A 26,138-nucleotide genomic window follows, 5' to 3' on the forward strand; every position below is an offset into this window, starting at 1 on the left:
CATGCATGGCCGGTCGGCACAGGTCCGACCATGACGTCGGGTGGGGGCCAGGGGCGGGACGATCTTGCAGGGCTATCAGGGCGCGACCACATTGTGCTATGTCGCGCCGTCCGGGCTTGGCCCAGGAGGGTTGCAACCTGCTGCTCGCATAAGGCGCGGGTGGACGGTGTCCGCGAGGCGTCACACGCCGGACGGCTTCTGAGTTACATGTGTTCCATGCGTTGCAGGACCGTTTCAGTCCGGCCCGCCAACACCAACGAATGCGGCTGCCATCACCATGCGAAGCTATCTCGATTTTGAAAAACCCGTCGCCGAGATCGAGGCCAAGATCGATGAATTGCGTGGCGTCTCCGGTGGCGACGTTGATGTAACGCTGGATGATGAGATCAATCGCCTGCAGGCCCGGGCCAGCAAGGCGCTGTCCGATCTGTATGGCGCGCTGACCCCGTGGCAGAAGACCATGGTCGCCCGCCACCCGGCCCGTCCGCATTTCCGCGACTATTGCGACGCCCTGATCACCGACATGACGCCGCTGGCCGGCGATCGCGCCTTTGGTGAGGATGAGGCGATCATCACCGGCTTTGGCCGCTTTCGCGGCGAGCCGGTGTGTGTGCTTGGCCAGGAAAAGGGCTGGAACACGGAAACCCGCCTGCGCCACAATTTCGGCATGGCCCGCCCTGAAGGCTACCGCAAGGCAGTGCGCCTGATGGAGATGGCCGACCGCTTTGGCCTCCCCGTGCTCTCCTTCGTCGACACCGCCGGTGCCTATCCGGGCATCGGCGCCGAGGAGCGTGGCCAGGCCGAGGCCATCGCCCGGTCGACCGAGCAGGCGCTCGGCCTTGGCGTCGCCAATGTGGCGCTGGTGGTCGGCGAGGGCGGCTCGGGCGGCGCGGTGGCGATCGCCGCCGCCAACCGGGTGCTGATGATGGAGCACGCCATCTATACGGTGGCCTCGCCAGAGGCCTCGGCCTCGATCTTGTGGCGCAACGCCGCCCGCGCCCAGGATGCGGCGACCAATATGAAGATCACCGCCCAGGACCTGCTGAAGTTCGGCATTATCGACGGCATCGTGCCGGAGCCGCTCGGCGGCGCCCATCGCGATCCTGCCGCCGCCATCCGCTCGGCGGGCGATGCGGTCGCCGCAGCGCTGCAGGAATTCGCCGGCATGACCCCGGACGCCATCCGCAAGGCGCGCGAAGACAAGTTCCTCGCCATCGGCCGTAAGGTCTGAGCCACGGGGAGGCGCGCCATACGCCGGCCTCCGGCGAAGCTGCTTGGCCTATGGTTTCGGCCCAGCTCCCTGCTGCATCGGCGAAAGCGGTCCAATGGGCGTGCCTTGATGGCGACCAAGGGCGGCTGTACAGCGCCAGGCGCCGTAGAGTCCCGCTCAGGTTGTGCTGTAATAATGCAGGCGCAACCACCGCGCGCGGCGCACACGCCATGGCACGGGCGGTCAGAACCGGCCAGTGGCAAAAACCCGTTGCCCAGGTCGGCTTCATAGTGTCTCATCCCCGTATCTGGCTGGATCCGGAGGGGCGATGGCGCCCGTTTCGTCACGCAAACGCGCGTGCGTCTTGCTTTCGTGACGCGCTGCATGACCAGCCGGCGTCGGGGCAACGGGGACGGCGGCTTTGCCGCAACGGCGCCTGGTAAGGGCTTGGTAAGGCGACCTGGCTACAGACTGATGCGTTCAGGCGCCTGTTGGGGTCGCTGGCCATAGTGGATTTGGGAAGATGCTGAAGCTTGTCACCCGCGCCACCATCTTTGCCGTCGCCGCGCTTGCGCTGGCGGCCTGCAAGGATCATGGCGGACTGAGCAGCGCCCGCGCCCGCGCGCCGATCCCCGCCAAAACCGTCGCCCTGATGCAGGAAAAGGGCATGAGCCCCAGCGCGCCGATCCTGGTGCGCTCGTTCAAAAAAGAATCCGAACTCGAGGTCTGGAAGCTTAACAACAAGGGCGAATATGCCCTGATGAAGACCTATCCGATCTGCCGTTGGTCGGGCCAGCTGGGCCCGAAGATCCGCGAGGGCGACCGCCAGGCGCCCGAAGGTTTCTACACGGTCACCCCGGCGCAGATGAACCCGAATTCGAGCTTCTATCTGTCGTTCGACACCGGCTACCCCAACGCCTTTGACCGCGCCCACGGCCGCACCGGCAAGCACCTGATGGTGCACGGCGCCTGCTCCTCATCGGGCTGCTTCTCGATGACCGATGAGCAGATCGCCGAGATTTACGCCATCGGTCGCGAGGCCTTTGTCGGCGGCCAGCGCTCGTTCCAGTTCCAATCCTATCCGTTCCGCATGACGCCGCAAAATCTGGCGCGCTATCGTAATGATCCCAACATTGCCTTCTGGAAGAACCTGAAGGAAGGCTCGGATTATTTCGAGGTCACCAAGCAGATCCCGGTCGTCGGCCTGTGCGACAAGCGCTACGTCTTCGGCTCGCGCGTCGCCAGCTGCGCCAGCCAGGAACCGCCGGCGATCGCCCAGGCGCTGGCGAACAAGCGCGCTGACGATGAGCAGAAGGTGGCGGACCTTGTCGCCGCCGGGCAGAAGCCGATCCGTCTGGTTTATCATGATGGCGGCCAGCACCCGTCGTTCCGCGGCGAGGGCGGTTCGCTGCTGAGCCTGTCGCGCCCGTCCGCTTACGGCGGCCAGGTCAGCCGGCCGGAAGGCCTGGCCAGCGGGCCGCAGGAACTGGTGCTGCCCGATACCGACGCGCCACGTGGCGCGCTGGCCATGACGCCGCGCCCTGGCCAGTCGACGCAGCAGGCGGACACGGACCCGCTGCCGACGGGTTCGGTCACCGCCGACGCCGCGCCCGCCGCCCAGCCACAAGACGGCGCGGCAACCGGTCAGCCGGTCATCTCGGGCGCCGCGCCCGCGCCCTCATCGGGCCTATTCAGCAAGGCCCTGTCACTGGGCGGCCTGCTGTCGTCGGACAGCAAGCCGGAGGCCCCGGCGGCCAGCAACCCGGACACCGCCCGCGCCAATGAAGGCGTGCGCCCCAGCGGCGGCTGATTCCCGACGCCTGGCGCGCCGTTCATCGCAACCAGTCGCCATGGCCTGTGCCGGTCGCAGATCTGAACCAGATTGCGCCTGAGCGCGTTGTCTGGACGCAGGCCGTAGCCCGCAGAGGCTGCTCGAGGCACGCGGTCGCAGCAGCCATGCGCGCCAGACGCTACGTCGCTAACAGTGTTTGCCAGGCAGTGCTGGGTTTGCGACGGCTGGTATGGCGGCGTTGGCGCTGCTGGCGGACAGCTTTGGCTGGCGCGAGACGAGGGCTGCCAATGGCGGAGGTCCCGGATGACGCATCGGCGTGATGGGCATAAGGCTGAGGCGGCACATGACGCGTCACGCGGCATGCAGCTGCGTCAGGCATGCGTTTGGAGTCCCCCTGCCGCCTCCTGCCTGGCGGTCGCCTGGTGGCTGCTGGGCGCTTTGCCTGCCACTGCATCCAACGCCGCATCGCCCGCGCCTGAGGCCGCGGCTATCGTCTCCACCCAAGCCCCCCAGCCCCCCCCGGCGCCCAGCAGTCCACCCGCGCCGGCCGCTCAAGCCGACGCTGCGGCGCCCACCATTGCGGCGCCCGATCGCCGGGCGCTGCGCGAGAAGGTGATGGCGGCGGCGCGGGCCGCTGGCATGCCGCCGGAGCTGGCCGACGCCGTCGCCACCGTTGAAAGCAACTACAACCCCGCCGCCATTGGCGGCGTCGGCGAGATCGGTCTGATGCAGGTGCTGCCATCGACGGCGCGCATGCTTGGGTTCGCCGGCACACTGACCGAGCTGGCGGCGCCAGAGGTCAATATTCGTTATGGCGTCAGATATCTGTCTGAAGCCTGGCGGCTGGCTAATGGCGATATCTGCACCACGGTGATGAAATACCGCGCTGGCCACGGCGAAAGCCGGTTCTCGCATCGCTCGGTGGCCTATTGCCTGCGCGTGCGATCGCACCTCGCCAGCCGCGGTTACAAGGTGACGGGAGAGGCGCCGCCGGCGACCTTCGGCGCGCCGGTGGGCGCCGTGCGTGTCGCCGGCAAGGGCACGCGCGCGGCTGGCCGCCGCAGCCGCTACAACTGGCGCGCCGCCGACGCCCGCATGAGCGCCATCACCGCGCGCATCTCCACATCCGCGTTGATCATCGCCCGTTAGCGCTGGAGCAGGGCGCTTACAGCCGGCGTCGCATCGCTCCGTCAGCAGCCCTGCAAACAACGGGGTGATTTGCCTGCGTTTAGGTGAATGTCCGCGAGGCTACATCAGAATCGCCGCCGTTAGCCGCTGTCAGACGCCCATAGCGTCAGCCAGGCTGTAGCTTTCTGGCAACAGCCGAAACCCTATCTGCGCCTGCGATTCCGGAATGACAGCAAGATGACGCCAGTTGCCTAATCCCTGGGCGTGGCGCCCGAAACTTCGCATTGCCTGGATTCATTCCAGAGCATGAATGTGGTTTCGAGATCTTCGATTTCCAGGGGGAAGAACCTTTATGCGCAAGCTTACTGCTCTCGGCGCCGCCGCATTTGGCGCCTTTGCATTTGTCGGCCAGGCTGTCGCCGCCGACCTGCCGTCCACCAAGGCGCCGGCTGAGGCCCCGGCTCCGGCCAAGTCGACCCTGTTCGACGTCGCCTTCGGCGTGAAGTACACCTCGAACTACGGCTTCCGCGGCATTTCGCAGTCGAACGGCTTTGGCGTCGCCCAGGGCTATGCCGAGCTGCAGATGTTCGACAATTTCTTCTACGTCAACGGCTTCGCCTCTAAGGTTGACCTGCCGACCCGCGCCACCGCCGAGACCGACATTGGCGTCGGTATCCGCCCGAAGTTTGGCCCGGTCACCTTCGACCTCGGCTTCATCCAGTACGGCTATCCGGGCGAGCGTCGCTTCCTCGACCCCTTTAATCCGGTCACCTACACCACTCTGACCGGCGCCACCTTCGACGCCCCGGCCATCCTGTCGCCCAAGAACTCCGAGTTCGGCGAAGTGCACGCCACCATCAGCGTCGAGCCGCTCACGGGCCTGACCCTGGGCGCTGGCGTCTATCACGCCTGGGACTTCCTCGGCCTCGGCGCCGCGGCGACCTATTACAACGGCACCGCCAAGTACAGCTTCCCGGCTGAATTCATGAGCGGCATGAAGGGCAATTTCTACGTCTCGGGTGAACTGGGCTACTTCCAGCTCGGCCGCGTCGCCCAGCGTCTCGGCGGCGCCAAGCTGAAGAGCTACACCACCTGGAACGCCGGCGCCGGTTACACCTATGAGAACCTGACCGTCGACTTGCGCTATGTCGACACTAACCTCAGCAAGGCCGATTGCTTCCTGAACAGCGGCGACCCGGCTGGCTTCATCAACGGCGGCAAGTCCAACTGGTGCGGCGCGGCTTTCGTCGCCACCGTCTCGCTGGACTTCACCCTGTCGGGTCTGCAGCAGGCCCTGGCCCGCTAAGCAACCCAGTCGCGGCAGGCCACGGGAGGCGCGGCCTGCCAGCGCTGGGACCAGCGATCGCCACTGGTGAGATGACAACACACAAGGGCGGCCCAGCAGGGTCGCCCTTTTTTGCTGCCGTCACGCCCCCGTCATGCCCGTGCACGTCACGGGCATTCACGTCGTGCCTGTCGCCGGGCCGGACGCGCCGCAGACGTGGATGGTCGGGTCAAGCCCGACCATGACGGTGAGTTGGGGAGGGCGATGGCGCGAGGCGATGTCCCTGGGGTCCGCCATGCCGTCTAAGGGGGCAGGCACATACCCGTTAGCCGCCTCTCCGCCGTCATGCCCGTGCTCGTCACGGGCATCCACGTCTTGCCTGTGACCCGACCGGAGGCGCCGCAGACGTGGATGGCCGGGTCAAGCCCGACCATGACGGTGAGATGGGGAGGGCGATGGCGCGAGGTGATGTCCCTGGCGTCCGCCATGCTGTCTAAGGTGGCAGGCATACACCCGTTTGCCGCCTCTCCGCCGTCATGCCCGTGCTCGTCAAGGGTATCCACGTCTTGCCTGTGACCCGACCGGATGCGCCGCAGACGTGGATGGTCGGGTCAAACCCGACCATGACGGTGAGTTGGGGAGGGCGATGGCGTGAGGTGATGTCCCTGGCGTCCGCCATGCCGTCAAAGGTGGCAAGCACATACGCGTTAGCCGCCTCTCCGCCGTCATGCCCGTGCTCGTCACGGGCATCCACGTCTTGTCTGCCGCCGGGCCGGACGCGCCGCAGACGTGGATGGTCGGGTCAAGCCCAACCATGACGGTGAGTTGGGGAGGGCGATGGCGCGAGGTGATGTCCCTGGCGTCCGCCATGCCGTCAAAGGTGGCAAGCACATACCCGTCAGCCGCCTCTCCGCCGTCATGCCCGTGCGCGTCACGGGCATCCACGTCTTGTCTGCCGCCGGGCCGGACGCGCCGCAGACGTGGATGGTCGGGTCAAGCCCGACCATGACGGTGAGTTGGGGAGGGCGATGACGCGAGGCGATGGCCCTGGCGTCCGCCACGCTGTCTAAGGGGGCAAGCACATACGCGTTAGCCGCCACGCCCCCGTCAAGCCCGTGCGCGTCACGAGCATCCACGCGCTGACGCCACATTGGCTGATGACGCCGCCAGGAAGCGGGCGCGCATTCGCGCAAGGGCCGGAGCCGGGGCACGCGGAGGTAAGCCACGCGCAGGCCAATCGTCCGCCGTGCGCGTTCGCCTGCGGTCCGGGGAGCCTTGTGGCGGGCAGCTGCGTCGGACATGGATCAAACCACCCACACAAGCCGCGTCATCACCCAGCCGGCGCCGGAACGCAAAAGGCGCCCAACAGGGGCGCCTTCGCAACATTGTTCTGGCGCATGGCGCCGTGTTGTCAGCTCAGCTGGCCGTGGCAGTGCTTGAACTTCTTGCCCGAGCCGCAGGGGCAGGGGTCGTTGCGGCCGACGCGGCCCCACGTCTCCGGATTGGCCGGGTCACGCTCCACCGCTTCGGCCTGCAGCGCGGGCTGCGGCAAATAGCCGGCGGTGATGAAATCCTGGCTGGAGGCGAACTCATCCTGGCCGGAGGTCGCGTCGATGTGGTGGCCTTCCATGGCCGGCAGCGACGGCTCCGGCGGGGCCTCAAACATCACTTCCACGCGCATCAGCTGGCCAGTGACCTGCTCGCGCAGATTGCCGATCAGCTGGTCGAACAGCTGGAAGGCTTCGGCCTTGTACTCATTCAGCGGATCGCGCTGGGCGAGGCCGCGCCAGCCGATGACCTGACGCAGATGGTCGAGGGTGACCAGATGCTCACGCCACAGATGATCAAGGCTCTGCAGCAGCACCTGCTTCTCGATATAGGTCATCAACTCCGGCGAGTTGAGCTCGATGCGGCTGGCGTAGGCCTCATCAGCGGCCTTGTGCAGGCGCTCGCGGATCTCCTCATCGGCGATGCCCTCTTCCTTGGCCCAATCCGCCACGGGCAGATCAAGGTTGAGGAAGCGCTGCACCGCCTCATGCAGGCCGTCGACGTTCCACTGCTCGGGATAGGCGTCCGGCGGAATGTTGCGGGTGACAATGTCTTCCACCGTCTCCTCGCGCATCTCGTCAATGGTCTCACGCACGCTCTCGGCGGCCATGAAATCGCGGCGCTGCTCAAACACGACCTTGCGCTGGTCGTTCATGACGTTGTCGTATTTGAGGATGTTCTTGCGCATGTCGTAGTTGCGCGCTTCAACCTTGCCCTGGGCCTTGGCGATCGCCTTGTTGATCCACGGGTGGTAGATCGCCTCGCCATCCTTGAGGCCGAGGCGCTGCAGCATGCCGTCCATGCGGTCGGAGCCGAAGATGCGCATCAGCTCGTCCTGCAGCGACAGGAAGAAGCGCGAACGGCCGGGGTCGCCCTGACGGCCGGAACGGCCGCGCAGCTGGTTGTCGATACGGCGGCTCTCGTGCCGCTCGGTGCCGAGCACGTAAAGGCCGCCTGCGGCCAGCGCCACCTGCTTCAGGCGGGCGACCTCGGCGCGGATTTCTTCCTCACGCGCGGTGCGCTCCGGGCCTTCCGCCATGTCGCCCAGCTCATAGGCGATGCGCATGTCGGCGTTGCCGCCGAGCTGGATGTCAGTGCCGCGGCCAGCCATGTTGGTGGCCAGCGTAATCGCGCCCGGCACGCCAGCCTGCGCGACGATGAACGCCTCCTGCTCGTGGAAGCGCGCGTTAAGCACGGCGAACTGCTTCGACGGATTGCCGGTGCGGGCGCCTTCGAACAGCGGATCGAGCACGCGCGGATTGGCGAAATCGAGCTGGCGCAGGCCCTGCTCTTCAAGGAAGGCGGCCAAGAGCTCGGACTTCTCGATGGAGGTGGTGCCCACCAGCACCGGCTGGCCGTTTTGCTGCGCCTCGGCGATCTCGGCGGCGATGGCCTGGAATTTCTCCCGCTCGGTGCGATAGACGGCGTCGTCCTCGTCCTTGCGCTGCACCGGCACATTGGTCGGAATCTCGATCACCTGCAGATTGTAGATGTCGAGGAACTCATCGGCCTCGGTGCCGGCGGTGCCGGTCATGCCCGAGAGCTTCTTGTACAGGCGGAAATAGTTCTGGAAGGTGATCGAGGCCAGAGTCTGGTTTTCCGGCTGCACCTGCACGCCCTCGCGCGCTTCCAGCGCCTGGTGCAGGCCTTCCGAATAGCGGCGGCCCTGCATCATGCGGCCGGTGAACTCGTCGATGATGACGACCTCACCGTCCTTGACGATGTAGTCCTTATCCTTGGTGAACAGCGTGTGGGCGCGCAGGCCCTGATTGACGTGATGCACCAGCGTGGCGTTGGCGGCGTCATACAGGCTGCCTTCGCTCATCAGCCCGGCTTCGCGCAGCAATTCCTCGATGCGCTCATTGCCGTCCTCGGTCAGCGACACGGAGCGCTGCTTCTCGTCGAGGTCGTAGTGCTCCTTGGTCAGGTGCGGGATCAGCCTGTCGATCTGGTTGTAGAGATCGGAGCGATCCTCCAGCGGACCGGAGATGATCAGGGGCGTGCGGGCTTCGTCGATGAGGATCGAGTCAACCTCGTCGACCACGGCGAAGGCATGGCCGCGCTGGGTCATCTGCGCGATCTCATACTTCATGTTGTCGCGCAGATAGTCGAAGCCGAATTCGTTATTGGTGCCGTAGGTGATGTCGCAGGCGTAAGCGGCGCGACGCTCATCGTCGTCAAGGCCGTGTACGATCACGCCGACGCTGAGGCCGAGGAAATTGTACAGCTTGCCCATCCAGCCCGAGTCGCGGCTGGCGAGGTAGTCGTTGACCGTGACGTTGTGGACGCCGAGGCCGGGCAAAGCGTTGAGATAGGTGGCGAGGGTCGCCACCAGGGTCTTGCCTTCGCCGGTCTTCATCTCGGCGATGGCGCCGTCATTCAACACCATGCCGCCGATGAGCTGCACGTCGTAATGGCGCTGGCCGAGCACACGCCGCGCGCCTTCGCGCACCACCGCGAACGCCTCTTCGAGCAGGTCATCCAGGGTCTCGCCCTTGGCGAGACGCGCCCGGAACTCATCGGTTTTCGCCCGCAGCTGGTCGTCGGTCAGCTTCTCCATCTGGGGCTCGAGCGCGTTAATGCGCTTGACCCTCGCCTGGTAACCCTTGACCCGACGGTCGTTGACCGAACCAAACAGCTTCTTCGCGAGAGCGCCGAACATCGAAGACCTTTCGGACAGGCGGAACGCCTGGGACTGTTGCGTACGCCCTGTTAATCAGGGCGGGGCGTGCAAGTCCACCAATAACGTCCGCCACGTCCCGCCGTCCGCCGACGAGGCCGGCGGCGGCGGAGCATGTGAAATCATCAACACCGCGGTCGCAAAAAGCGAGGGCGGCGCTGCGGCGCGATCCCGTTGGGGTCCAGCCGCCGCAGGTGTTTCAGAAAACTAGGGCCACTTTTCGGCGGGCGCCATCCCAAACCGGTTGGCGCGTTTAAGTTTCCTGTCCAAAATTGCCGGCGACACAGCATGGCGGAGCGCCCGTGACGCGGTCCCGGCGTGCCAGACATGGGGGGCGAGGGGCATAGTGGCAAGACTGCTGAGGTCACGAGCCGGCGCTTCTGGCATGGCTCGCAGGACCGCGCCCCGCCCGTCGCCTTCGTCATGGCATGGTCCGTGGCCGGCGTTGCGCCAGCGGCAGGCGGTGGCGTTGCGGCGTCCCAGATCGTGGGGACGCAAGCGCTAACCACAGATCTTGCAGACCCTATAGGGCGACCTGCGGCGCAAGGAAGCAGGGGCCGGCGACGCCAGCCCCTGCCTGCGTAACCCGTCATCCGCGCCGTCTCAGGTGCGTGACGGCTCATACCAGGCTGCGAAGATGCTGACGCATCCTGAAATGCTCAGGCGCCGCACGGGCTTGGCCGGAACCCGATGAGTGGCGCTCATCGGGTGCTGGCATCAGTCGATCGGCTTCAGCCCCGCCTCGATGGCGCCGCGGCGGTGCTCGAGGAAGGGCGGCAGCGACACGCTCTCGCCCAGCGTCTCCAGGGGCTCATCGACGGCGAAGCCTGGGCCGTCGGTAGCGATCTCGAACAGAATGCCATTGGGCTCACGGAAGTAGAGGCTCTGGAAGTAATAGCGCTCAACTTCCCCGCTGTTCGCAATACGCAGGCCCTGCAGGCGTTGCGCCCAGGCGTGGTATTGCTCGACGTCAGGGGTGCGGAAGGCGATGTGGTGCACCGCGCCTGCCCCCTGCCGCGCCGGCGCCTGGCCGGCGGCGTTGATCACATGCACCTCGGCGGCGGCGCCGCCGTCGCCCATGCGCCACACCCGCACCTCGCCGTGTTGCGGGTCTGCGTAGACCCGGTCGTGGCGCATGTTCAGCACCCGCTCCAGAACCAGCTCGAGCATGGCGACGTCCGCCACCGCAAGCCACACCGGCCCAAGGCCGCGAATCTGGCGCGCGGCAGGCACAGGGCTACGTTCCCAGATATTGGCCTCGCCCGCGCCGCCGTCGTCGACGAGCGCAAGGCGCTGCCCCTCCGGGTCCTCAAAAGGCAGGGTCAGGCGGCCATCAACCGTGGCGATCTCGCCATGGCTGACGCCAAGGTCGGTGAAACGCTGTTTCCAGTAGGCCAGCGTCTCCGCTCCCGCCACCCGCAGGGCTGTGCGCGTCACGCTATTGGCGCCGCGCTGCTCGCGGGCGGCCGGCCAGTCAAAGAAGGTCAGATCCGAGCCAGGCGCCGCCTTGCCGTCTGCGTAGAACAGGTGCCAGGCGCTGACATCGTCCTGGTTCACGGTGCGCTTGACCAGGCGCATGCCAAGCGTGCGGGTGTAAAAGGCGTGATTGTCACGGGCCTGGGCGGTGATGGCGGTGACATGGTGGAGGCCAGTGAGCTGCATGGCGTGCTCCTTCTCCGGCGCGGGCCGGGGATGGGCCAGTCATACGGGGCAAGCCCGTAGCCGGCGCGTGTGGTTCTGCTGGCTCACAAGGTGATGGGCGTCCGTGTGCAAATCCATATCTGCATTTGCATGATCATCATTGCAGCTGCGCAAATGAGGCTGCCTTATACCAGACCCCGATGAGCATGACGCATGGGGGACTGGTTAAGCCCTCGCGGCGCCTGAGCATGTTACGATGCGGATGCGTCAGCATCTTCGCATCCTGGTATTACGGCTCCAGCTCGGCGTCCCAGTACAGATAATCGAGCCAGCTCTCATGCAGGTAATTGGGCGGGAAATGGCGGCCGGCGTCGTGCAGGTCGAACACGCCTGGCTGTTGCGGCTTGCGCGCCGGGAACATGCCGATGTCCTCGCACATGCGGTCGGCCTTGCGCAGGTTACAGGGGGCGCAGGCGGTCACGACATTGTCCCAGGTGGTCTGGCCGCCGCGGCTGCGCGGCAGCACATGGTCGAAGGTCAGGTCATTGTGCGCGCCGCAATACTGGCAGGAGAAGCGGTCACGCAGGAACACGTTGAAACGCGTGAAGGCGGGGCGTCGCGACGGGCTGACCCAGGTTTTCAGCGACACCACCGACGGCAATTGCATCTGGAAGCCAGGGCTGCGGGCGACGACGTCATAGCTGGAGATGATGTTGACCCGGTCGAGGAACACCGCCCGGATGGCGTCCTGCCATGACCACAGCGACAGCGGGTAATAGCTCAGCGGCTTGAAATCGGCGTTCAGCACCAGCGCCGGACAGCTCTCCGGGCTGCGACCGGGATTGGCTCTGAGCGGCGAACGGACTCTCATGTGCACTGTCACAGGCGCAATCTCCCGCGAGAGCAGGCGCCAGACGGCCCAGGGTCCGGGCGGCGCCCCGTTCTCGGTCGTTGCGACGGGATCAGGTTGGCGCGTCGCCACGAGGCCGGAAGCCGGCCATCGCAGCGCCACGCACCTTGCCGGGATGCCGGGGCGGAAACGCTCACGCCAGAAGTCAAGGCTCGCCACGCCCCTTCCCATGCGCCAGCGCCCCGAGGGGCACATCATCCGGCCGCGCGCTCCGCCCGTCGCGGGAACGCTTGGGACATCCAGATCGTCGCGCCGTTGCGGCGTCGCAGGCTGCCGGGCCACGCAGGCCCGTCGCCATCGATCCGCAAGCCAACGCAGCGCCTGTGGCGTTGCGCCGCCCAGCCCGGGGCTTTCCACGCCAGCTTCAGCCTGGCGTATGCGCGTCCGGCAGGTGCGAAAGCTGCGCGCCAGACGTCGCCATGACGGCGCGCCTCGCTGACGCAGCCAGGAATAATCCCTGACCCTTGTCACAGGTTAGCGCCGCTCCACGACAGCCACATGATGACGCCGCGCCTTCGCCAATGGGGGAGGCGGATCGTGTCCCCAGGGCCGCGCAGGCCAGCAAGGCCAGCAGGCTCTCAGATCTACGCTTCTGCCCGTGTATCCCATACCGGGCCGAAACCCGGACAGGTGAAGACGCCGCCGCCGCCCGCAGCAAGGGTGGTCGCGCGCTCGACCTGGAGATTAACCAAATTTTAGCGATGTGGGAGCGCTTTTTCGCGCCAGGCGCGCGGCCTGATCAGGCTGGCCGCCGCTGTGCCTTTTGGGGCGCAAGTCCCGTTGGGGGGCAAGTCCCGTTGATGGCACTCTCGTTGGGGGGCATGTCCCGTAGGGGCACATGTCTTGCCATGGGCTGAGGGCGCAGACGCCTCATCAGCCAGCGCCGCTGCATGGCGCGGGTCTGTTGCGCCGCCATGCATCAAGGGTCCCAGCCGGGCGGCGGCTTGTGATGCAGCGCCATGCAGGCGCCGCTGCCGCTGCGTGCATCGCTGCGATGGCCGCGTTGGGGTGGCCAAAGGTGGCCAAGGGTGGCCAAAGGTGGCCAAGAGTGGCCAAGGGCGGCCAGTTTCCGCCACTGGCCGCGCGGGAGATCAGTTCGGACAGCTCAGCGCGTCGGCAGCGGCTTCTCGCCGCGATAATCGTAGAAGCCGCGCTGGGTCTTTCGGCCGAGCCAGCCGGCTTCGACATATTTCACCAGCAGCGGGCAGGGGCGATATTTGCTGTCGGCGAGGCCCTCGTGCAGCACCTGCATCACCGACAGGCAGACGTCGAGGCCGATAAAGTCGGCCAGCTGCAACGGGCCCATCGGGTGATTGGCGCCGAGGCGCATGGCGGTGTCGATCGAATCGACCGAGCCGACGCCCTCATACAGGGTGTAGATCGCCTCATTGATCATCGGCAGCAGGATGCGGTTGACGATGAAGGCGGGGAAGTCTTCGGCGACGGTGATGGTCTTGTTGAGGGCGCGGATGAAATCCTTGGCCTGCTCAAACGTCACGTCTTCGGTGGCGATGCCGCGGATCAGCTCCACCAGCTGCATCATCGGCACCGGGTTCATGAAATGCATGCCGATGAAGCGCTCGGGCCGGTCGGTGGAGGCGGCGAGGCGGGTGATGGAGATCGACGAGGTGTTGGAGGCAAGCAGGGTGTCGGGGCGTAGCACCGGGCACAGTTCGCCAAAAATCCGGCGCTTGGTCTCTTCGTGCTCCGTGGCGGCCTCAATGACCAGATCGCATTCGGCAAGATCGCTGAAGGTCAGCGCCGGCACGATGCGCGCCATGGCGGCGCGGCGGTCGGCCTCGCTGAGCTGGCCGCGCGCCGCCTGACGGGCGAGGTTTCCATCGATAGTGGCCAGCGCCGAATTCAGACGCTCCTCGCTCAGATCATTCAGCCGGACGTCGAAACCGGAAGCCGCACACACATGGGCGATGCCATTGCCCATCTGACCTGCGCCAATTACGCCAACTTTCCTGACTGCGATCGCCATGTCTTTGCCATCCGGAGTGGGGTTTTGCCGGCGGCGTCATAGCGCCGCGTGCGCCGGTTCGTGAACAGAACCGCCATATGGTCTTCACTCTAGCCATGTTGCCCGGGTTTGGACAGTGGTTGTGCGCCGCGACGTCACCAGTTGCAGGCCCGCCCTGCAGCCAAAGCGCAACTTGCGCAGAACTCTGGCGCGTCGGTCATCGCAACGGTCAGGCATACCCATGGTCAGACGTCACAGCGGTCCCGGATGACGCCCCAGCCAGGGGAGAAGGCGTCCGCCGTGCCCTTGCCGGCCGTTCCGCCGCCGCTCGGGCGATTTGTCGCAAGCCGCACGCCGAGGTGTGCAAGACGCAACGCGCGCAACACGCAATGCGCACATGACCCAATGCGCGCCAGACGCAAAAAGGGCGAGACCCGAGGTCCCGCCCTTCGCGATGCAATGCGGTTGTGTCCCGCCAGCCCAGGCTGGCCCCATGGGGCCAGGCTGGTCCAGTGGCGGACTTACTTGCCCACCGCGGCCTGCAGCTCAGGCACCAGCGTGAACAGGTCGCCCACCAGGCCGTAGTCCGCGACCTGGAAGATCGGGGCTTCTTCGTCCTTGTTGATGGCGACGATGACGCGGCTGTCCTTCATGCCAGCAAGGTGCTGGATGGCGCCGGAGATGCCGACGGCGACATACAGCTGCGGCGCCACGACCTTGCCGGTCTGGCCGACCTGCAGGTCGTTCGGGGCGTAGCCAGCGTCAACAGCCGCGCGCGAGGCGCCCATGGCGGCGCCGAGGGCGTCGGCCAGCGGCTCGATGTACTTGGTGAAGTTCTCTGCCGAGCCGAGCGCGCGACCACCGGAGACGATGATCTTGGCCGAAGCCAGCTCAGGACGGTCAGACTTCGACAGCTCTTCGCCCTTGAACGACGAGATCGCCGGATCAGCGGCGGCGGCGACGTCCTCAATGGCGGCCGAACCACCTTCGCCAGCGCTCTGGAACGCGGCGGTGCGGACGGTGATCACCTTCTTGGCGTCAGCCGACTGCACTGTCTGGATGGCGTTGCCGGCGTAGATCGGACGCTCGAAGGTGTCAGCGGAGACAACCTTGGTCACTTCCGAGATCTGCATGACGTCGAGCCTGGCGGCGACGCGCGGCAGGATGTTCTTGCCGTTGGCGGTGGCCGGCGCGACGATGGCGTCATAGGCGCCTGCGAGCGACACGATGAGGTCGGCGACCGGCTCGGCCAGGGCGTTGGCGTAAGCGGCGTTATCGGCCACCAGCACCTTGTCGACGCCAGCAAGCTTTGCGGCCTGCTCGGCGACGGCGCGGGCGCCCGAACCGGCGACCAGCACATGCACCGGGGCGCCGAGGCCCTTGGCGGCGGCGACAGCCTTGGCGGTGGCGTCGTTGAGGGCGGCGTTATTGTGTTCAGCCAGAAGCAGGGTGGTCATATCAGATAACTCCAGCCTCGTTCTTGAGTTTCGCGACGAGTTCCTCAACCGAGGCGACCTTGACGCCAGCCGAGCGCTTCGGCGGCTCAACCGTCGACAGCACCTTCAGGCGCGGAGCGACGTCGACGCCGAGGGTCTCAGGCGAGGTCTCATCGAGCGGCTTCTTCTTCGCCTTCATGATGTTCGGCAGCGAAGCGTAGCGCGGCTCGTTCAGACGCAGGTCGGTGGTGACGATGGCCGGGAGCTTCAGCTCAACGGTCTGCAGGCCGCCGTCGATCTCGCGGGTCACGGCGACATTGTCACCGGCGACCTCAACCTTCGAGGCGAAGGTGCCCTGGGCCCAGCCGAGCAGCGCGGCGAGCATCTGGCCGGTCTGGTTGCTGTCGTCGTCGATCGCCTGCTTGCCAAGGATGACAAGGCCGGGGTTCTCGTTGGCGACAACAGCCTTCAGCAGCTTGGCGACGCCAAGCGGCTCAACGGCGGCGTCGGTCTTCACCAGGATGCCGCGGTCGGCGCCCATGGCGAGCGCGGTGCGGATGGTTTCGCTGGCCTGCGCAGGGCCAATCGACACAACGACGATCTCGGTCGCAACGCCCTTTTCCTTCAGGCGGATCGCCTCTTCGACGGCGATCTCGTCAAAGGGGTTCATCGACATCTTGACGTTGGCGAGCTCTACGCCGGAGCCGTCCTGTTTCACGCGGATCTTGACGTTGTAGTCGACGACCCGCTTGACGGGCACGAGAATCTTCATACCGGCTTCCCTTCAAGCACGAACGGGGGCGGGAGATGCCCGGCGGCGGCGCCAGGCGCGCCCCACGCCGCGCTGTTGCGCACGTGCGGACCGTCCTCTCCCAAGGCGCCGGAACGTACCGCGCCGCAGGCTGTTGTCAATGTTTGCGGACTGGCTTTTTGACGATGGTCGTCATTGCTTGCGCCTGATCACGCGATGTTGGGCGCAATGGCGCGAGTTTCATTGTCATTCCAGCAGCTTGTCCTGCAGGAGCCTGCGGCGGGCCAGGCTGGAATGGCTCTGAATAGCTCAAGGCTGTGACGCGGGCGCCCATGCCATGTCCGCGCCCATCCCGCCGCGCCTGTCGATACTTCCGCAGCGTCGCCTGGCGGACCAGGCGCGACGCCGCCGCCAGGCCGGCCATAGCCGGCCTCGCCATGGCGGGGGCCGGCGCATGCCGCCAGCTCCCGCGTCTGTCAGAGGCGTCAGCGGTTCTGGCCAGGGGTCCACAGCACGTCGGCGGCGCCGCGATCATTGACCCAGCGCGCGGCGACGAACAGGAAGTCCGACAGCCGGTTGAGATATTTGATCGCCGCTGGCGTGACGATCTCGCCCTCGCGCGCCGCCAGCGCCACCGTCAGCCGTTCGGCGCGGCGGCACACCGTGCGCGACACATGCAGGGCGGCGGCGGCCGGCGTGCCGCCGGGCAGCACGAAGGAGCGCAGCGGCGACAGCTCGGCGTTGAGCAGGTCGATCTCCTGCTCCAGCCGCGTGACCTGCGAATCAACCGTGCGCAGCGGCTCATATTTCATGGGCTGGCCGGTATCGGGCGTGGCGAGGTCGGCGCCGAGATCGAACAGGTCATTCTGTATGCGCGCCAGCATGGCGTCGAGCGGCCCTTCCAGGGTTGCGGTCGACAGGCGGGCGACGCCGATGGTGGCGTTGGTCTCGTCCACCGTGCCATAGGCCTCGATGCGCAGGTCATGCTTGGGGCGGCGCTCGCCGGTGACAAGGCCGGTGGAGCCCGCGTCGCCGGTGCGGGTGTAGATGCGGTTAAGCGCGACCATGATGATCCTGTCGTCCTGGATATTGGCTGGTTGCAAACTGGGTTGGCGTGGCGTCAGAACGCCCGCCACCATAGCACGGCCATGGCGATGACGATGGCCACGAACTGCAGCAGCACGCGCATGCGCATCAGCTTCTGCGAGCGCTGCGGATCGCCGCCGCGCAGCATGTTAAACAGGCCCATGGCCAGCACGAGCACGACCGCAGCCACGGCGACGCCGACGAGCCAATTGTCCATTGTGGTCTCCTGCACATTTAGGCGCGCCCCGGGGTTAAGGGCGACTACGGCGCGCCGGGCGCGCGTTTTGTCCGCATCAACTAGAGCATTTTTGCAGGCAGCGCGAATAGCAGAGCCTGTTCCTGCCTGTAAGGATCGGCGCACGACCTCCCGCCCCATACAAGGCGCGATTTCCGATCGATCGGACGATGGCGATAGATCGCCAAGCGCTCTCATGCCGCGGCGGCGATTGGCTGCCCGGCAGCGGCCCTAGCGCGGCCCGAGCAGGCGCTCAAGATAGTCCAGCTCGTCGCGCTCGCGCTGGCGCTCACCTAGGCGGCGGCGCAGCTCATCGAGAATCCGCCGCGCCCGCGCCCCCGCCGCCTCGGCGGCCTCGCCGCTCTCCATGCCGCCCAGGCCCCGGTCAGCGCCGCGCAGCGGCCGGCCGAGAGGGTCCGTCTCCGGCCCCGAGCCTGAGCGCACGCCGCCCTTGCCGCCATCCTGTTCGGCGTCGCCATCCTGCCCCGCCTGGCCCTCAGCGTTGCGGCCCTTGCCGTCGGCCTCGGCCATCTGCCGCGCCAGATCCTGGGCGCTACGCCGCAGCTGGTCGAGGGCCCGGCCCTGGGCGTCGACAGCCTCGCCATGGCTGTCGCGTTGCAGCGCTTCGCCCGCGCCCTTCATGTCCTCGCCCGCTTCACCGAAGCCTTTGGCCGTATCGGCGCCGTCGCGCTTCAGTTGATCCCGTAGCGCCTCCAGATTGCGCTGCAGCGCCTGTTGCCGCTCCCGCAAAGCCGCAGAGCCGCCCTGAGATGGCGCGCCAGCGCTGTCACCTGGACGCTGGCCAGGCTGCGCGCCTGGGTCCTTACCCTGGCCTCGACCCTGCTGGCCTTGCGCCTGAGCTCCTTCTCCCTGGGTTCCTTCTCCGTGAGTCCCTTCGCCTTGCACTCCCTCGCCATCGTCCTGCGGGGCCTGGTCGGCCTGCTGGCCCTGGCGGAAGGTTTCATCGCGCAGCGCCTGCTGCTCGCGCATCAGCGCATCAAGGTCGCCCAGCGCCTTGCCCAGCCGCTGCGCCGTCTCGCCCTGCTGGCCCTCATCGCCGCCCGGTTGACCCTGGCCTTTGCCCTGACCCTGGGCTGGCGCGGCCATCTGCAAATTCTCCATGAGCTCGCGCAGGCGATCGAGCAGCCGTGCCGCTTCCTCGCGTCGGCCTTCGCGCGTCAGCTCCTGGATACGGTCGAGCAGCTTCTGCAGATCGTCCTGGGTGATATTGGTGGCGTTAGGATCGGCGGGCTGTTGCGCGCGCCGCTGCGCCTGGCGGCTCATCTCCGCCATGTAGCGGTCCATCGCCTGGCGCAATTCCTGCGACAGGCGGCGCATTTCCTCTTCGCCCGCGCCGCGCTCGATGCCGTCGCGCAGCGCCTGCTGCGCCTGGCGCAGGCGGCGCTCGGCGTCCGACAGGTCGCCATCCTCGATGACCAGCGCCAGCTCCCACAATTGCGCCGCCACATCCCGCAGCGCCTCATCGTCGGCGCCTGTGCGCAATTGTCCGGCGACGCGGCGCAGGCCGAGGTAATAGCCGGCCTTTGGCGTGAACAGCTCCGGCGCAATCAGCAGCGCGTCCAGCGCCGTCTGCACCAGCTCGCGCTGGTCGGGCGTGAGGATCAGGGCGCGGCGTTGCTCGATCAGCGCCCGCGCCAGCGGGTCGGCGAAGGTGCGCTCCGGCAAAGTGATGCGCACCGTCTCGCTGCGGCCCTGCTGGCCGGCGTCGTCGGTGACGACCAGCGTCAGATCAACCTCGGCCCCAGCCCAGGGGTGCGACGCCAGCTCGGCAACCGTCTTCACGACGGCGCCATCGGCCGGATTGGCGGGAAGGTTGAGCCGTATTTCTGGCGGCTCCGCCAGGCTACGCCCGCCAGCCGCGCCAGGCAGGCGGATTTCGGCCACGCCAGAGGCGAGGCCATAGTCGTCCGTGGCGCTGTAGCTGAGGCTCAGCGATCCGCGCGCGCCGCCCTCAGGCCGGCCCTTCAGGGTGATCTTCGGCGGCGCGTCAGCGGTGGTCTCGATCAAAAGGCGGCGGCTGACGCCGCCGGCCCGCACGGTGACCGGGCCGTCGCCAATGATGCGGTAGCGCGCCCGCTGCAGGCCAGACTGCGGCGCGGCGGGGCGGTCGGCGCCGGCGTCATCGGCGACAGGCGCAAGGCCAGCGCCAGGCTCGACCTTCAGCGTGGCGCCGCCTGCCGCCTGCAGCACCAGGGTGCTGTTGACTGGCACGCGCAGCGGCGCCTCACCGGCAGCGCCGGTCAGATCAAGCATCAGCGGCGGGCGACGGGTGTAGCGCGGCGGGTCGATCCAGCCATCGAGGCGTTGGGCGCTGGCCGCGGGCAACGGTAGCTGCAGGCGCAGCGCCGGTTGCAATTGTTCGCGCCAGTCTGGCCCGGCGATGACCACGGCCAACGCCAGCGCCAGCACCGGAATGGCGCGCAGGCCGTAGCGATCGCGGTCAGCCATGGCGATGCGCGGAGGATGTAGCCGCAAGGCGCTGAGCCGCCGCCGCACGTTGTCCTGCTGGCGCCGCCACAGCGCCCGCGACAGCGGATCATCGAGGCCCGTCGCCTGTTGGTCGAAAAACGCGCTGGCGATGCGGGCGTCGGGCCCATCCACCGACCGGTCGAGACGGGCGAGCGCCTCCGCCTGGCTGGGCCAGCGCAGCCGCGCCAGCGGCCACAGCGCCGCGAGGGCTGCGGCGATGAAGCCAAGCCGTGCGGCGCCAGCGAGCAGGGGCGGCAGGGCGGTGAACAGCCCGAGCAAGGCCGCCGCGACGAACAGCATGACCACCGCCAGCAGCGGCCACAGCGCCGGCCACAGCCGCTCCCAGAACAGCACATAGCGACTGCCGCGCAGCAAGGCATGCAGCCGGCGCGTCTGTCGGTCTGGCTGGGCTGGTGTCGCTCCGGCTCGCCGTTCAGCGGGTCCGGGGGGCGGCGCTGCGCTCATTCATGTCTCCGCGTCGCACTGACACGACGCTGTTGGCAATGTCCCACGCCGCATGGGCGCCTATGAGCTGGCGTAGCGACGGAAGGCGGCGCGCCGCAACGCCATGCAGCGCAACCTGAAACCGCAAAGCGGCGAGGCCATGGCCGCGCCGGGCATTTCCGCAGGCGCCTTCACCCTACAAACGCTGGCAGTACGGCTCCAAATTGGCCCGCGCCTTGCCCGTATCTGGCTGGACTTGCGCCGATTTTCTTGCGCCGATTGTTCGGCGCCAGATCTGTTTGCGCAAGCGGTCTGGCTGCCTTTGCCCGAGACCTGTGTGCGGCGCCTTCAGTCGAGCCAGTCCGGCGTGCGGTCGAGGGCGATCAGTTCTTCGACGCTGACGCGCGGCCGCACCACGGCGTGCTCCGATCCCTTGACCAGCACTTCCGGGATCAGCGGCCGGGTGTTGTAGGTCGAGGCCTGCACGGCGCCATAGGCGCCGGCGGTCATCACCGCCAGCAGATCGCCAGCCTTCAGCTGCGGCATCGAGCGGGCGAGGGCGAGGTAGTCGCCGGTCTCGCACACCGGCCCGACGATGTCGGCGACCATGTGCGGCGCGCCCACCGGATGGGCGACGACCGGCAGGATATCGTGGTGCGCCTCATACAGGGTGGGGCGGATCAGATCGTTCATCGCCGCGTCGACGATGACGAAGGTCTTGCCCTCGCCATGCTTCACATACAGCACCTCGGTGACCAGCACGCCGGCGTTGCCGACGATCAGCCGGCCTGGCTCGAACACCAGCGTCAGGCCGAGATCGCGCACTTCCTCGCGGATGATCCGGGCGTATTCGGCCGGAACGGGCGGCGGCGTATTATCGGCGTGGTACGGCACGCCCAGCCCGCCGCCCATGTCGAGGTGGTGCAGCTCATGGCCATCGGCCAGCAATTGCCGGGCGAAGTCCGCCATCAGCCGGGCGGCGTTGCCGAAGGGGGTGAGGTCGGTGATCTGGCTGCCGATGTGCATGTCGACGCCGCGAATGACCACGCCTGGCAGCAGCGCGGCGCGCGCGTAGACCGCGCGCGCCTGCGAAATCGGAATGCCGAACTTGTTGTCGAACTTGCCCGTCGAGATCTTGGCGTGGGTCTTTGCGTCAACGTCCGGATTGACGCGGATCGACACCGGCGCTCTGAGGCCCATGCTGACGGCGACCTCGGACAGGGTCTGCAACTCGGGCTCGCTCTCGACGTTGAAGCACAGGATGCCGGCTTCGAGCGCCGCGCGCATCTCGGCGCGGGTCTTGCCGACGCCCGAGAACACGATGCGCTCGCCAGGCACGCCGGCGGCGAGGGCGCGGGCCAGCTCGCCGCCCGAGACGATGTCCATGCCAGCGCCAAGGCGGGCGAGGGTCTTCAGCACCGCCTGGTTGGAATTGGCCTTCATGGCGTAGCAGATCAGCGCCGGGCCATCGTTGAAGGCCTCCGCGAACACCCGGTAGTGACGCTCCAGCGTCGCCGTGGCGTAGCAATAAAACGGCGTGCCGACCTCCTGCGCCACATGGCGCAGATCGACGTCCTCAGCGTGCAGCACGCCATTGCGATATTCAAAGTGACGCATGTGTCCGGTCCAGCGCAGCGGTCGAAATGGCGCGGGTTCTGGCCGGGCAGGCGGCCACGGCGAGAACTGGCGCAGTCTGTCAAAAACACGTTCCGCCGCTGATGCGGCGGACACAGCGGGCGCCAGATCAGGTCGCCTCTGGCGCCCAGGCAGGCGCCCGTGGGCCTGTCACAGCAGCGGGTCGAGGATAAACGGCCGGTTTGGAATCGGCGTCGCCCGGGGCTTTTTCTTGGCGCTGCCAGGGATTGGCGAGGAGGCCAGCGAGCTGCCGTCGGTCTGCTCCTCTTTGGGCGCATTCGGATCAGGCGGCGCTTCCAGCGCGCCACGGCGGCCGCAGGCGGCGAGGGCGAGCCCGACCGCAACCACGACCAGCGTGGTGCGTGCAAGGGCCGGAATGCGGGACGAGGAAGAAGCCAAATGCGTGATCCCCACGAAGGATGATGTCGGTCGTGACCGCTTATGCCACGAAAGCGGCGCAGAACGGAAACGCCAGCCGGCGCGCCTGCGCCGGCTGGCGCGCGCTCGCCAGGTTCAGGGCGGGCTCAGGGCGATGGGCCCTGCGCCCGCTCAGCCCTGCGCCCGTTTAGCGCTCGCTTAGCCCTTGGGCCTTGTCGTTACGCTCAAGCTTGCGCAGCCAGCGCCGCGCCTCACGCCGCACATTGGCCGGGGCGGCGCCGCCATAGCTGACGCGGCTGCGTACCGATTTCTCGACGCCGAGCACCGCGAAAATGTCCTGGGTGATGCGCGGCTCCACCGCCTGCATCTCCTCCAGCGACAGCTTTTCAAGGCCGACGCCCCGCTCCGAGGCGACGCCAACGATGCGGCCGGTGACATGGTGCGCCTCGCGGAACGGCAGGCCCAGCACCCGCACCAGCCAGTCGGCGAGGTCGGTGGCGGTGGCGTAGCCGCTGCCAGCCGCCTTGCGCATGGCTGGCAGGTTTGGCGTCAGGTCGTTGACCATGCCGGTCATGGCGGCGAGGCACAGCGACAGGGTCTGGATGGCGTCGAACGCGCCTTCCTTGTCCTCCTGCATGTCCTTGGAATAGGTCAGCGGCAGGCCCTTCATGACGATGAGCAGGCCGTTGAGCGCGCCGATCACCCGGCCCGACTTGCCGCGCACCAGTTCGGCGGCGTCGGGGTTGCGCTTCTGCGGCATGATCGACGAGCCGGTGGAGAAGGCGTCCGACAGGCGCACGAAGCCAAATTGCGGCGTCGCCCACAGCACGATCTCTTCGGCGAAGCGCGACAGATGCACGGCGCAGATCGCCGCCGCCGACAGGGTCTCGAGCACGAAATCGCGATCCGACACCGAATCAAGCGAATTGGCGGTGGGGCGGTCGAAGCCCAGCGCCGCGGCCGTCTGGTGACGGTCGATGGGGAACGAGGTGCCAGCCAGAGCGGCGGCGCCCAGCGGGCACTCGTTCATACGGCGGCGGGCGTCGACGAAGCGGCTGCGGTCGCGGCCAAACATCTCCACATAGGCCAGCAGGTGATGACCAAAGGTCACAGGCTGGGCCGACTGCAGATGGGTGAAGCCTGGCATCACAGCCCCGGCGAACTCCAGCGCGCGGGTCGCCAGCGCCTGCTGCAGACCGGCGAGCTGGACATCAAGGTCGTCGACGGCGTCACGCACCCACAGGCGCATGTCGGTGGCCACCTGGTCATTGCGCGAGCGGGCGGTGTGCAGGCGACCGGCGGTGGGGCCGATGAGGTCGGCAAGGCGCGCCTCGACATTCATGTGAATGTCCTCGAGGGCGCGGGAAAAAGCGAAGTCGCCGCTTTCGATCTCGCCGGCGATCTGGCGCAGGCCCTCGGCGATCTTCGCCGCGTCGGCCTTTTCAACGATGCCATTGTCGGCCAGCATGGCCACATGCGCCAACGAGCCGCGCACGTCCTGTGGGCCCAGCCTCTTGTCGAACGCGATCGAGGCGTTGATCTCTTCCATGATAGCGGCAGGCGCGGAAGAGAACCGGCCGCCCCACATCTTGTTGCTCATATTACGCCCGATCCTGGATAAATGAACGCATCTGGAAACAAACGAAGCGCCTCGCGCTCCACGGCCCGCACTATAAGCCTGGCCGCCGTCGCCGTCGCGCTTCTTGGCGCAGGGGTATATTGGCTTGCGCAAGATCGCAACGGTCCGGCGCCTGGCGCCAGCGCGCCGCAAGGGCAATCAGCGGCCCGGCAGGCAGCCGGGGCTGCGCCGCAGACGCCAGATGGCGCGCCCGCCAGCCAGTGCAAGGCGCGCGATCTCGCCAGCCTCGACGCGCTGGCCAAGGGCGAAGTCGCGGCGATGCGCATGGCGAAGCAGCCAGAGGCTTTGCCCGCCTTCAGCTTTGAAGATGGCGCAGGGGCGACGAAGACCCTCGCCGATTATCGCGGCCGGGTGGTGTTGCTCAATCTGTGGGCGACCTGGTGCGCCCCGTGCAAGCTGGAGATGCCGGCGCTCAACGCGCTGCAGGGCGCGCTCGGCGGCAAGGATTTCGAGGTGCTGGCCATCAATATGGACAGCCGCGACGCCGGCAAGCCGCGCGAATGGCTGCAGCAGAACAACATCGACAGGCTGAATTTCTATGCCGACACGCCTGGCAAGATATTCCAGGCCCTGCGCGGCGCAGGCCGCGCCTCGGGCCTGCCAGTCACTTTGCTCATCGACCGCGACGGCTGCCTGCTCGGCCAGCTTGATGGCGCGGCGGAGTGGCACTCGGAGGACGCGAAGGCGCTTGTCCGGGGGGCGCTCGGCGGTTGACGCCAGGGCGCGGCGCCGCCTGGCGCTACGGGCGTAGCATTTGCTGGCGCAGACGCGCCGATCCGCGCCCGGGCCCGCTCCAGCGGCCGGTCGACCAGATGGATGATGGCGGCTGACAGCGCCAGCGTGCCGAGCAGCGCGATCAGCGGGCCATCGAAACGGGTCGCATCACTGGCCTTGACGAGGTTGAGCAGCAGCGTGTGGCCGAGATACAGGGGATAAGCGTAGAGCCCGATGTAGCGGTCGATGCGGCTGTGTTGCGTCAGGTCGAAGACAAACGGCGTGCAGATGGCGACGGTGAGGAAGAACGTCCAGGCCTGCCAATGGTCGAGATCGCCATGGCGCCACAGCGGCGGCCACGCCACGGCGGCGAACAGGGCGAGGAAGGCCAGCGGCCGCAGCCGCAAGAACCAAATCCGCATCCTGACCAGCGCATAAAGCCGGTAGGACAGCACGCCGAGTAGAAAAAACACCGCCGTCGCCGGCAAAAAGAAATAGCGCCATGGCACGAGCGGCGCGCCGAGCCAGTACAGGCCAAGGCGGAGCGTCAGGCTGGCCAATGCCAGCGCCGCGATCACCCGCAGCCGCCGCGTCACCAGCAGCGGAGCCGCAAGGTAAAAGCAGACTTCCGCCCCCAGCGACCACACAGGCCCCAGCACATAGGACCACGCCGGGCCGCCAAACATGGCGATGACATCCGTGCCGATGAAGCTGACATTGCTGATGAAGGCCAGCAGCGTCACCAGGCGCCCGTCGCCCATATCCTGCAGCAGCAGGAAGCTGACGGCGCCTGTGGCCGCAAACAGTGCGGCGTAGCCGGCCAGAATGATCCAGTGGGCCGGGTACAGCCGCAGGGCGCGGTTCAGGTAGAAGCGCGGCGTCCCAAGCGGCAAATGCGCATATTTTTCGCAAATAACCATGGCGATGATGAAGCCGGAGACGATGAAAAACGCGAACACCGCGTGGCCGGACCACACGTAAATATTCAGCAGGCTGCGCCGGATGATCGAGACATAGCTGGACGCATCATCTGCGAACAGGATCTGTCGGGCGTGGTCGATGAACACGGACATCGCCAGAACAAGTCGAAAAAGGCCCAAAGATCACCCAACGGCAAAAGCACGATGGCCGGGGCTTAACCGTCAGACGCAGGGGCGGGAAGGGCCCGCT

Annotated in this window: 17 protein-coding genes and 1 pseudogene; 5 read left to right on the top strand and 13 right to left on the bottom strand. The window is 67.1% G+C overall.

The annotated features are described in order from the left end of the window. Window positions 1-277 precede the first annotated feature (277 nt). The 4 genes from AC6A67_RS15325 (at window position 278) to AC6A67_RS15340 (ending at window position 5,436) form a co-directional block, all read left to right on the top strand. A complete protein-coding gene (locus AC6A67_RS15325) occupies window positions 278-1,231 on the top strand; it encodes an acetyl-CoA carboxylase carboxyltransferase subunit alpha (protein ID WP_498037425.1) in 954 nt (317 codons plus the stop codon). 502 nt (window positions 1,232-1,733) lie between these two features. Next, the gene (locus AC6A67_RS15330) at window positions 1,734-3,020 is read left to right on the top strand and encodes a L,D-transpeptidase family protein (protein WP_498037426.1); all 1,287 of its coding nucleotides are present in this window, start codon (window positions 1,734-1,736) and stop codon (window positions 3,018-3,020) included. 597 nt (window positions 3,021-3,617) lie between these two features. Then, window positions 3,618-4,151 (top strand): transglycosylase SLT domain-containing protein, encoded by a 534-nt coding sequence (locus AC6A67_RS15335; RefSeq protein WP_498037427.1) that lies wholly within the window; start codon window positions 3,618-3,620, stop codon window positions 4,149-4,151. Window positions 4,152-4,482: 331 nt separating this feature from the next. Continuing rightward, on the top strand, window positions 4,483-5,436 hold the full coding sequence (locus AC6A67_RS15340) for a TorF family putative porin (RefSeq protein ID WP_498037428.1): 954 nt from the start codon (window positions 4,483-4,485) through the stop codon (window positions 5,434-5,436). A 1,390-nt stretch (window positions 5,437-6,826) separates the two neighbouring features. Here the strand turns inward: AC6A67_RS15340 and secA are convergent. The 12 genes from secA to argH form a co-directional block, all read right to left on the bottom strand. Continuing rightward, complete coding sequence (gene secA, locus AC6A67_RS15345) at window positions 6,827-9,625, bottom strand: preprotein translocase subunit SecA (RefSeq protein ID WP_498037429.1); 2,799 nt, start codon at window positions 9,623-9,625, stop codon at window positions 6,827-6,829. 735 nt (window positions 9,626-10,360) lie between these two features. Then, the gene (locus AC6A67_RS15350) at window positions 10,361-11,305 is read right to left on the bottom strand and encodes a ring-cleaving dioxygenase (RefSeq protein WP_498037430.1); all 945 of its coding nucleotides are present in this window, start codon (window positions 11,303-11,305) and stop codon (window positions 10,361-10,363) included. Between the two features lie 268 nt (window positions 11,306-11,573). Continuing rightward, on the bottom strand, window positions 11,574-12,155 hold the full coding sequence (locus tag AC6A67_RS15355; RefSeq protein ID WP_498037431.1) for an HNH endonuclease: 582 nt from the start codon (window positions 12,153-12,155) through the stop codon (window positions 11,574-11,576). A gap of 1,144 nt (window positions 12,156-13,299) precedes the next feature. Next, a complete protein-coding gene (locus tag AC6A67_RS15360) occupies window positions 13,300-14,181 on the bottom strand; it encodes a 3-hydroxybutyryl-CoA dehydrogenase (RefSeq protein ID WP_498037432.1) in 882 nt (293 codons plus the stop codon). Between the two features lie 500 nt (window positions 14,182-14,681). Beyond that, a complete protein-coding gene (locus tag AC6A67_RS15365) occupies window positions 14,682-15,617 on the bottom strand; it encodes an electron transfer flavoprotein subunit alpha/FixB family protein (RefSeq protein WP_498037433.1) in 936 nt (311 codons plus the stop codon). 1 nt (window position 15,618) lies between these two features. Further along, window positions 15,619-16,368 carry an electron transfer flavoprotein subunit beta/FixA family protein gene (locus AC6A67_RS15370; RefSeq protein ID WP_498037434.1) on the bottom strand — a complete coding sequence of 250 codons (750 nt, stop codon included), beginning with the start codon at window positions 16,366-16,368 and terminating at the stop codon, window positions 15,619-15,621. Between the two features lie 464 nt (window positions 16,369-16,832). Then, window positions 16,833-17,414, bottom strand: coding sequence for a cob(I)yrinic acid a,c-diamide adenosyltransferase (locus tag AC6A67_RS15375; protein WP_498037435.1), 582 nt, complete (start codon window positions 17,412-17,414; stop codon window positions 16,833-16,835). A gap of 53 nt (window positions 17,415-17,467) precedes the next feature. Next, window positions 17,468-17,650 (bottom strand): twin transmembrane helix small protein, encoded by a 183-nt coding sequence (locus AC6A67_RS15380; protein ID WP_498037436.1) that lies wholly within the window; start codon window positions 17,648-17,650, stop codon window positions 17,468-17,470. 249 nt (window positions 17,651-17,899) lie between these two features. Further along, complete coding sequence (locus AC6A67_RS15385; protein ID WP_498037437.1) at window positions 17,900-20,623, bottom strand: TIGR02302 family protein; 2,724 nt, start codon at window positions 20,621-20,623, stop codon at window positions 17,900-17,902. A gap of 327 nt (window positions 20,624-20,950) precedes the next feature. Then, window positions 20,951-22,219: a diaminopimelate decarboxylase gene (gene lysA / locus AC6A67_RS15390; RefSeq protein ID WP_498037438.1), complete on the bottom strand. Its 1,269-nt coding sequence runs from the start codon at window positions 22,217-22,219 to the stop codon at window positions 20,951-20,953. A gap of 168 nt (window positions 22,220-22,387) precedes the next feature. Beyond that, a complete protein-coding gene (lptM, locus tag AC6A67_RS15395) occupies window positions 22,388-22,636 on the bottom strand; it encodes an LPS translocon maturation chaperone LptM (RefSeq protein ID WP_498037439.1) in 249 nt (82 codons plus the stop codon). Window positions 22,637-22,802: 166 nt separating this feature from the next. Next, complete coding sequence (gene argH / locus AC6A67_RS15400; protein ID WP_498037440.1) at window positions 22,803-24,215, bottom strand: argininosuccinate lyase; 1,413 nt, start codon at window positions 24,213-24,215, stop codon at window positions 22,803-22,805. Between the two features lie 21 nt (window positions 24,216-24,236). On the opposite strand from argH, the gene tlpA reads away from it, so the two are divergent. Next, window positions 24,237-24,968: a thiol:disulfide interchange protein TlpA gene (tlpA, locus tag AC6A67_RS15405; RefSeq protein WP_498037441.1), complete on the top strand. Its 732-nt coding sequence runs from the start codon at window positions 24,237-24,239 to the stop codon at window positions 24,966-24,968. Window positions 24,969-25,084: 116 nt separating this feature from the next. On the opposite strand, the pseudogene AC6A67_RS15410 reads toward tlpA, so the two are convergent. Further along, window positions 25,085-26,068: pseudogene (locus AC6A67_RS15410) on the bottom strand (acyltransferase family protein); the annotation flags it as partial. Between the last annotated feature and the right edge of the window lie 70 nt (window positions 26,069-26,138).

The sequence above is a fragment of the Camelimonas sp. FR25 genome (assembly GCF_059740505.1).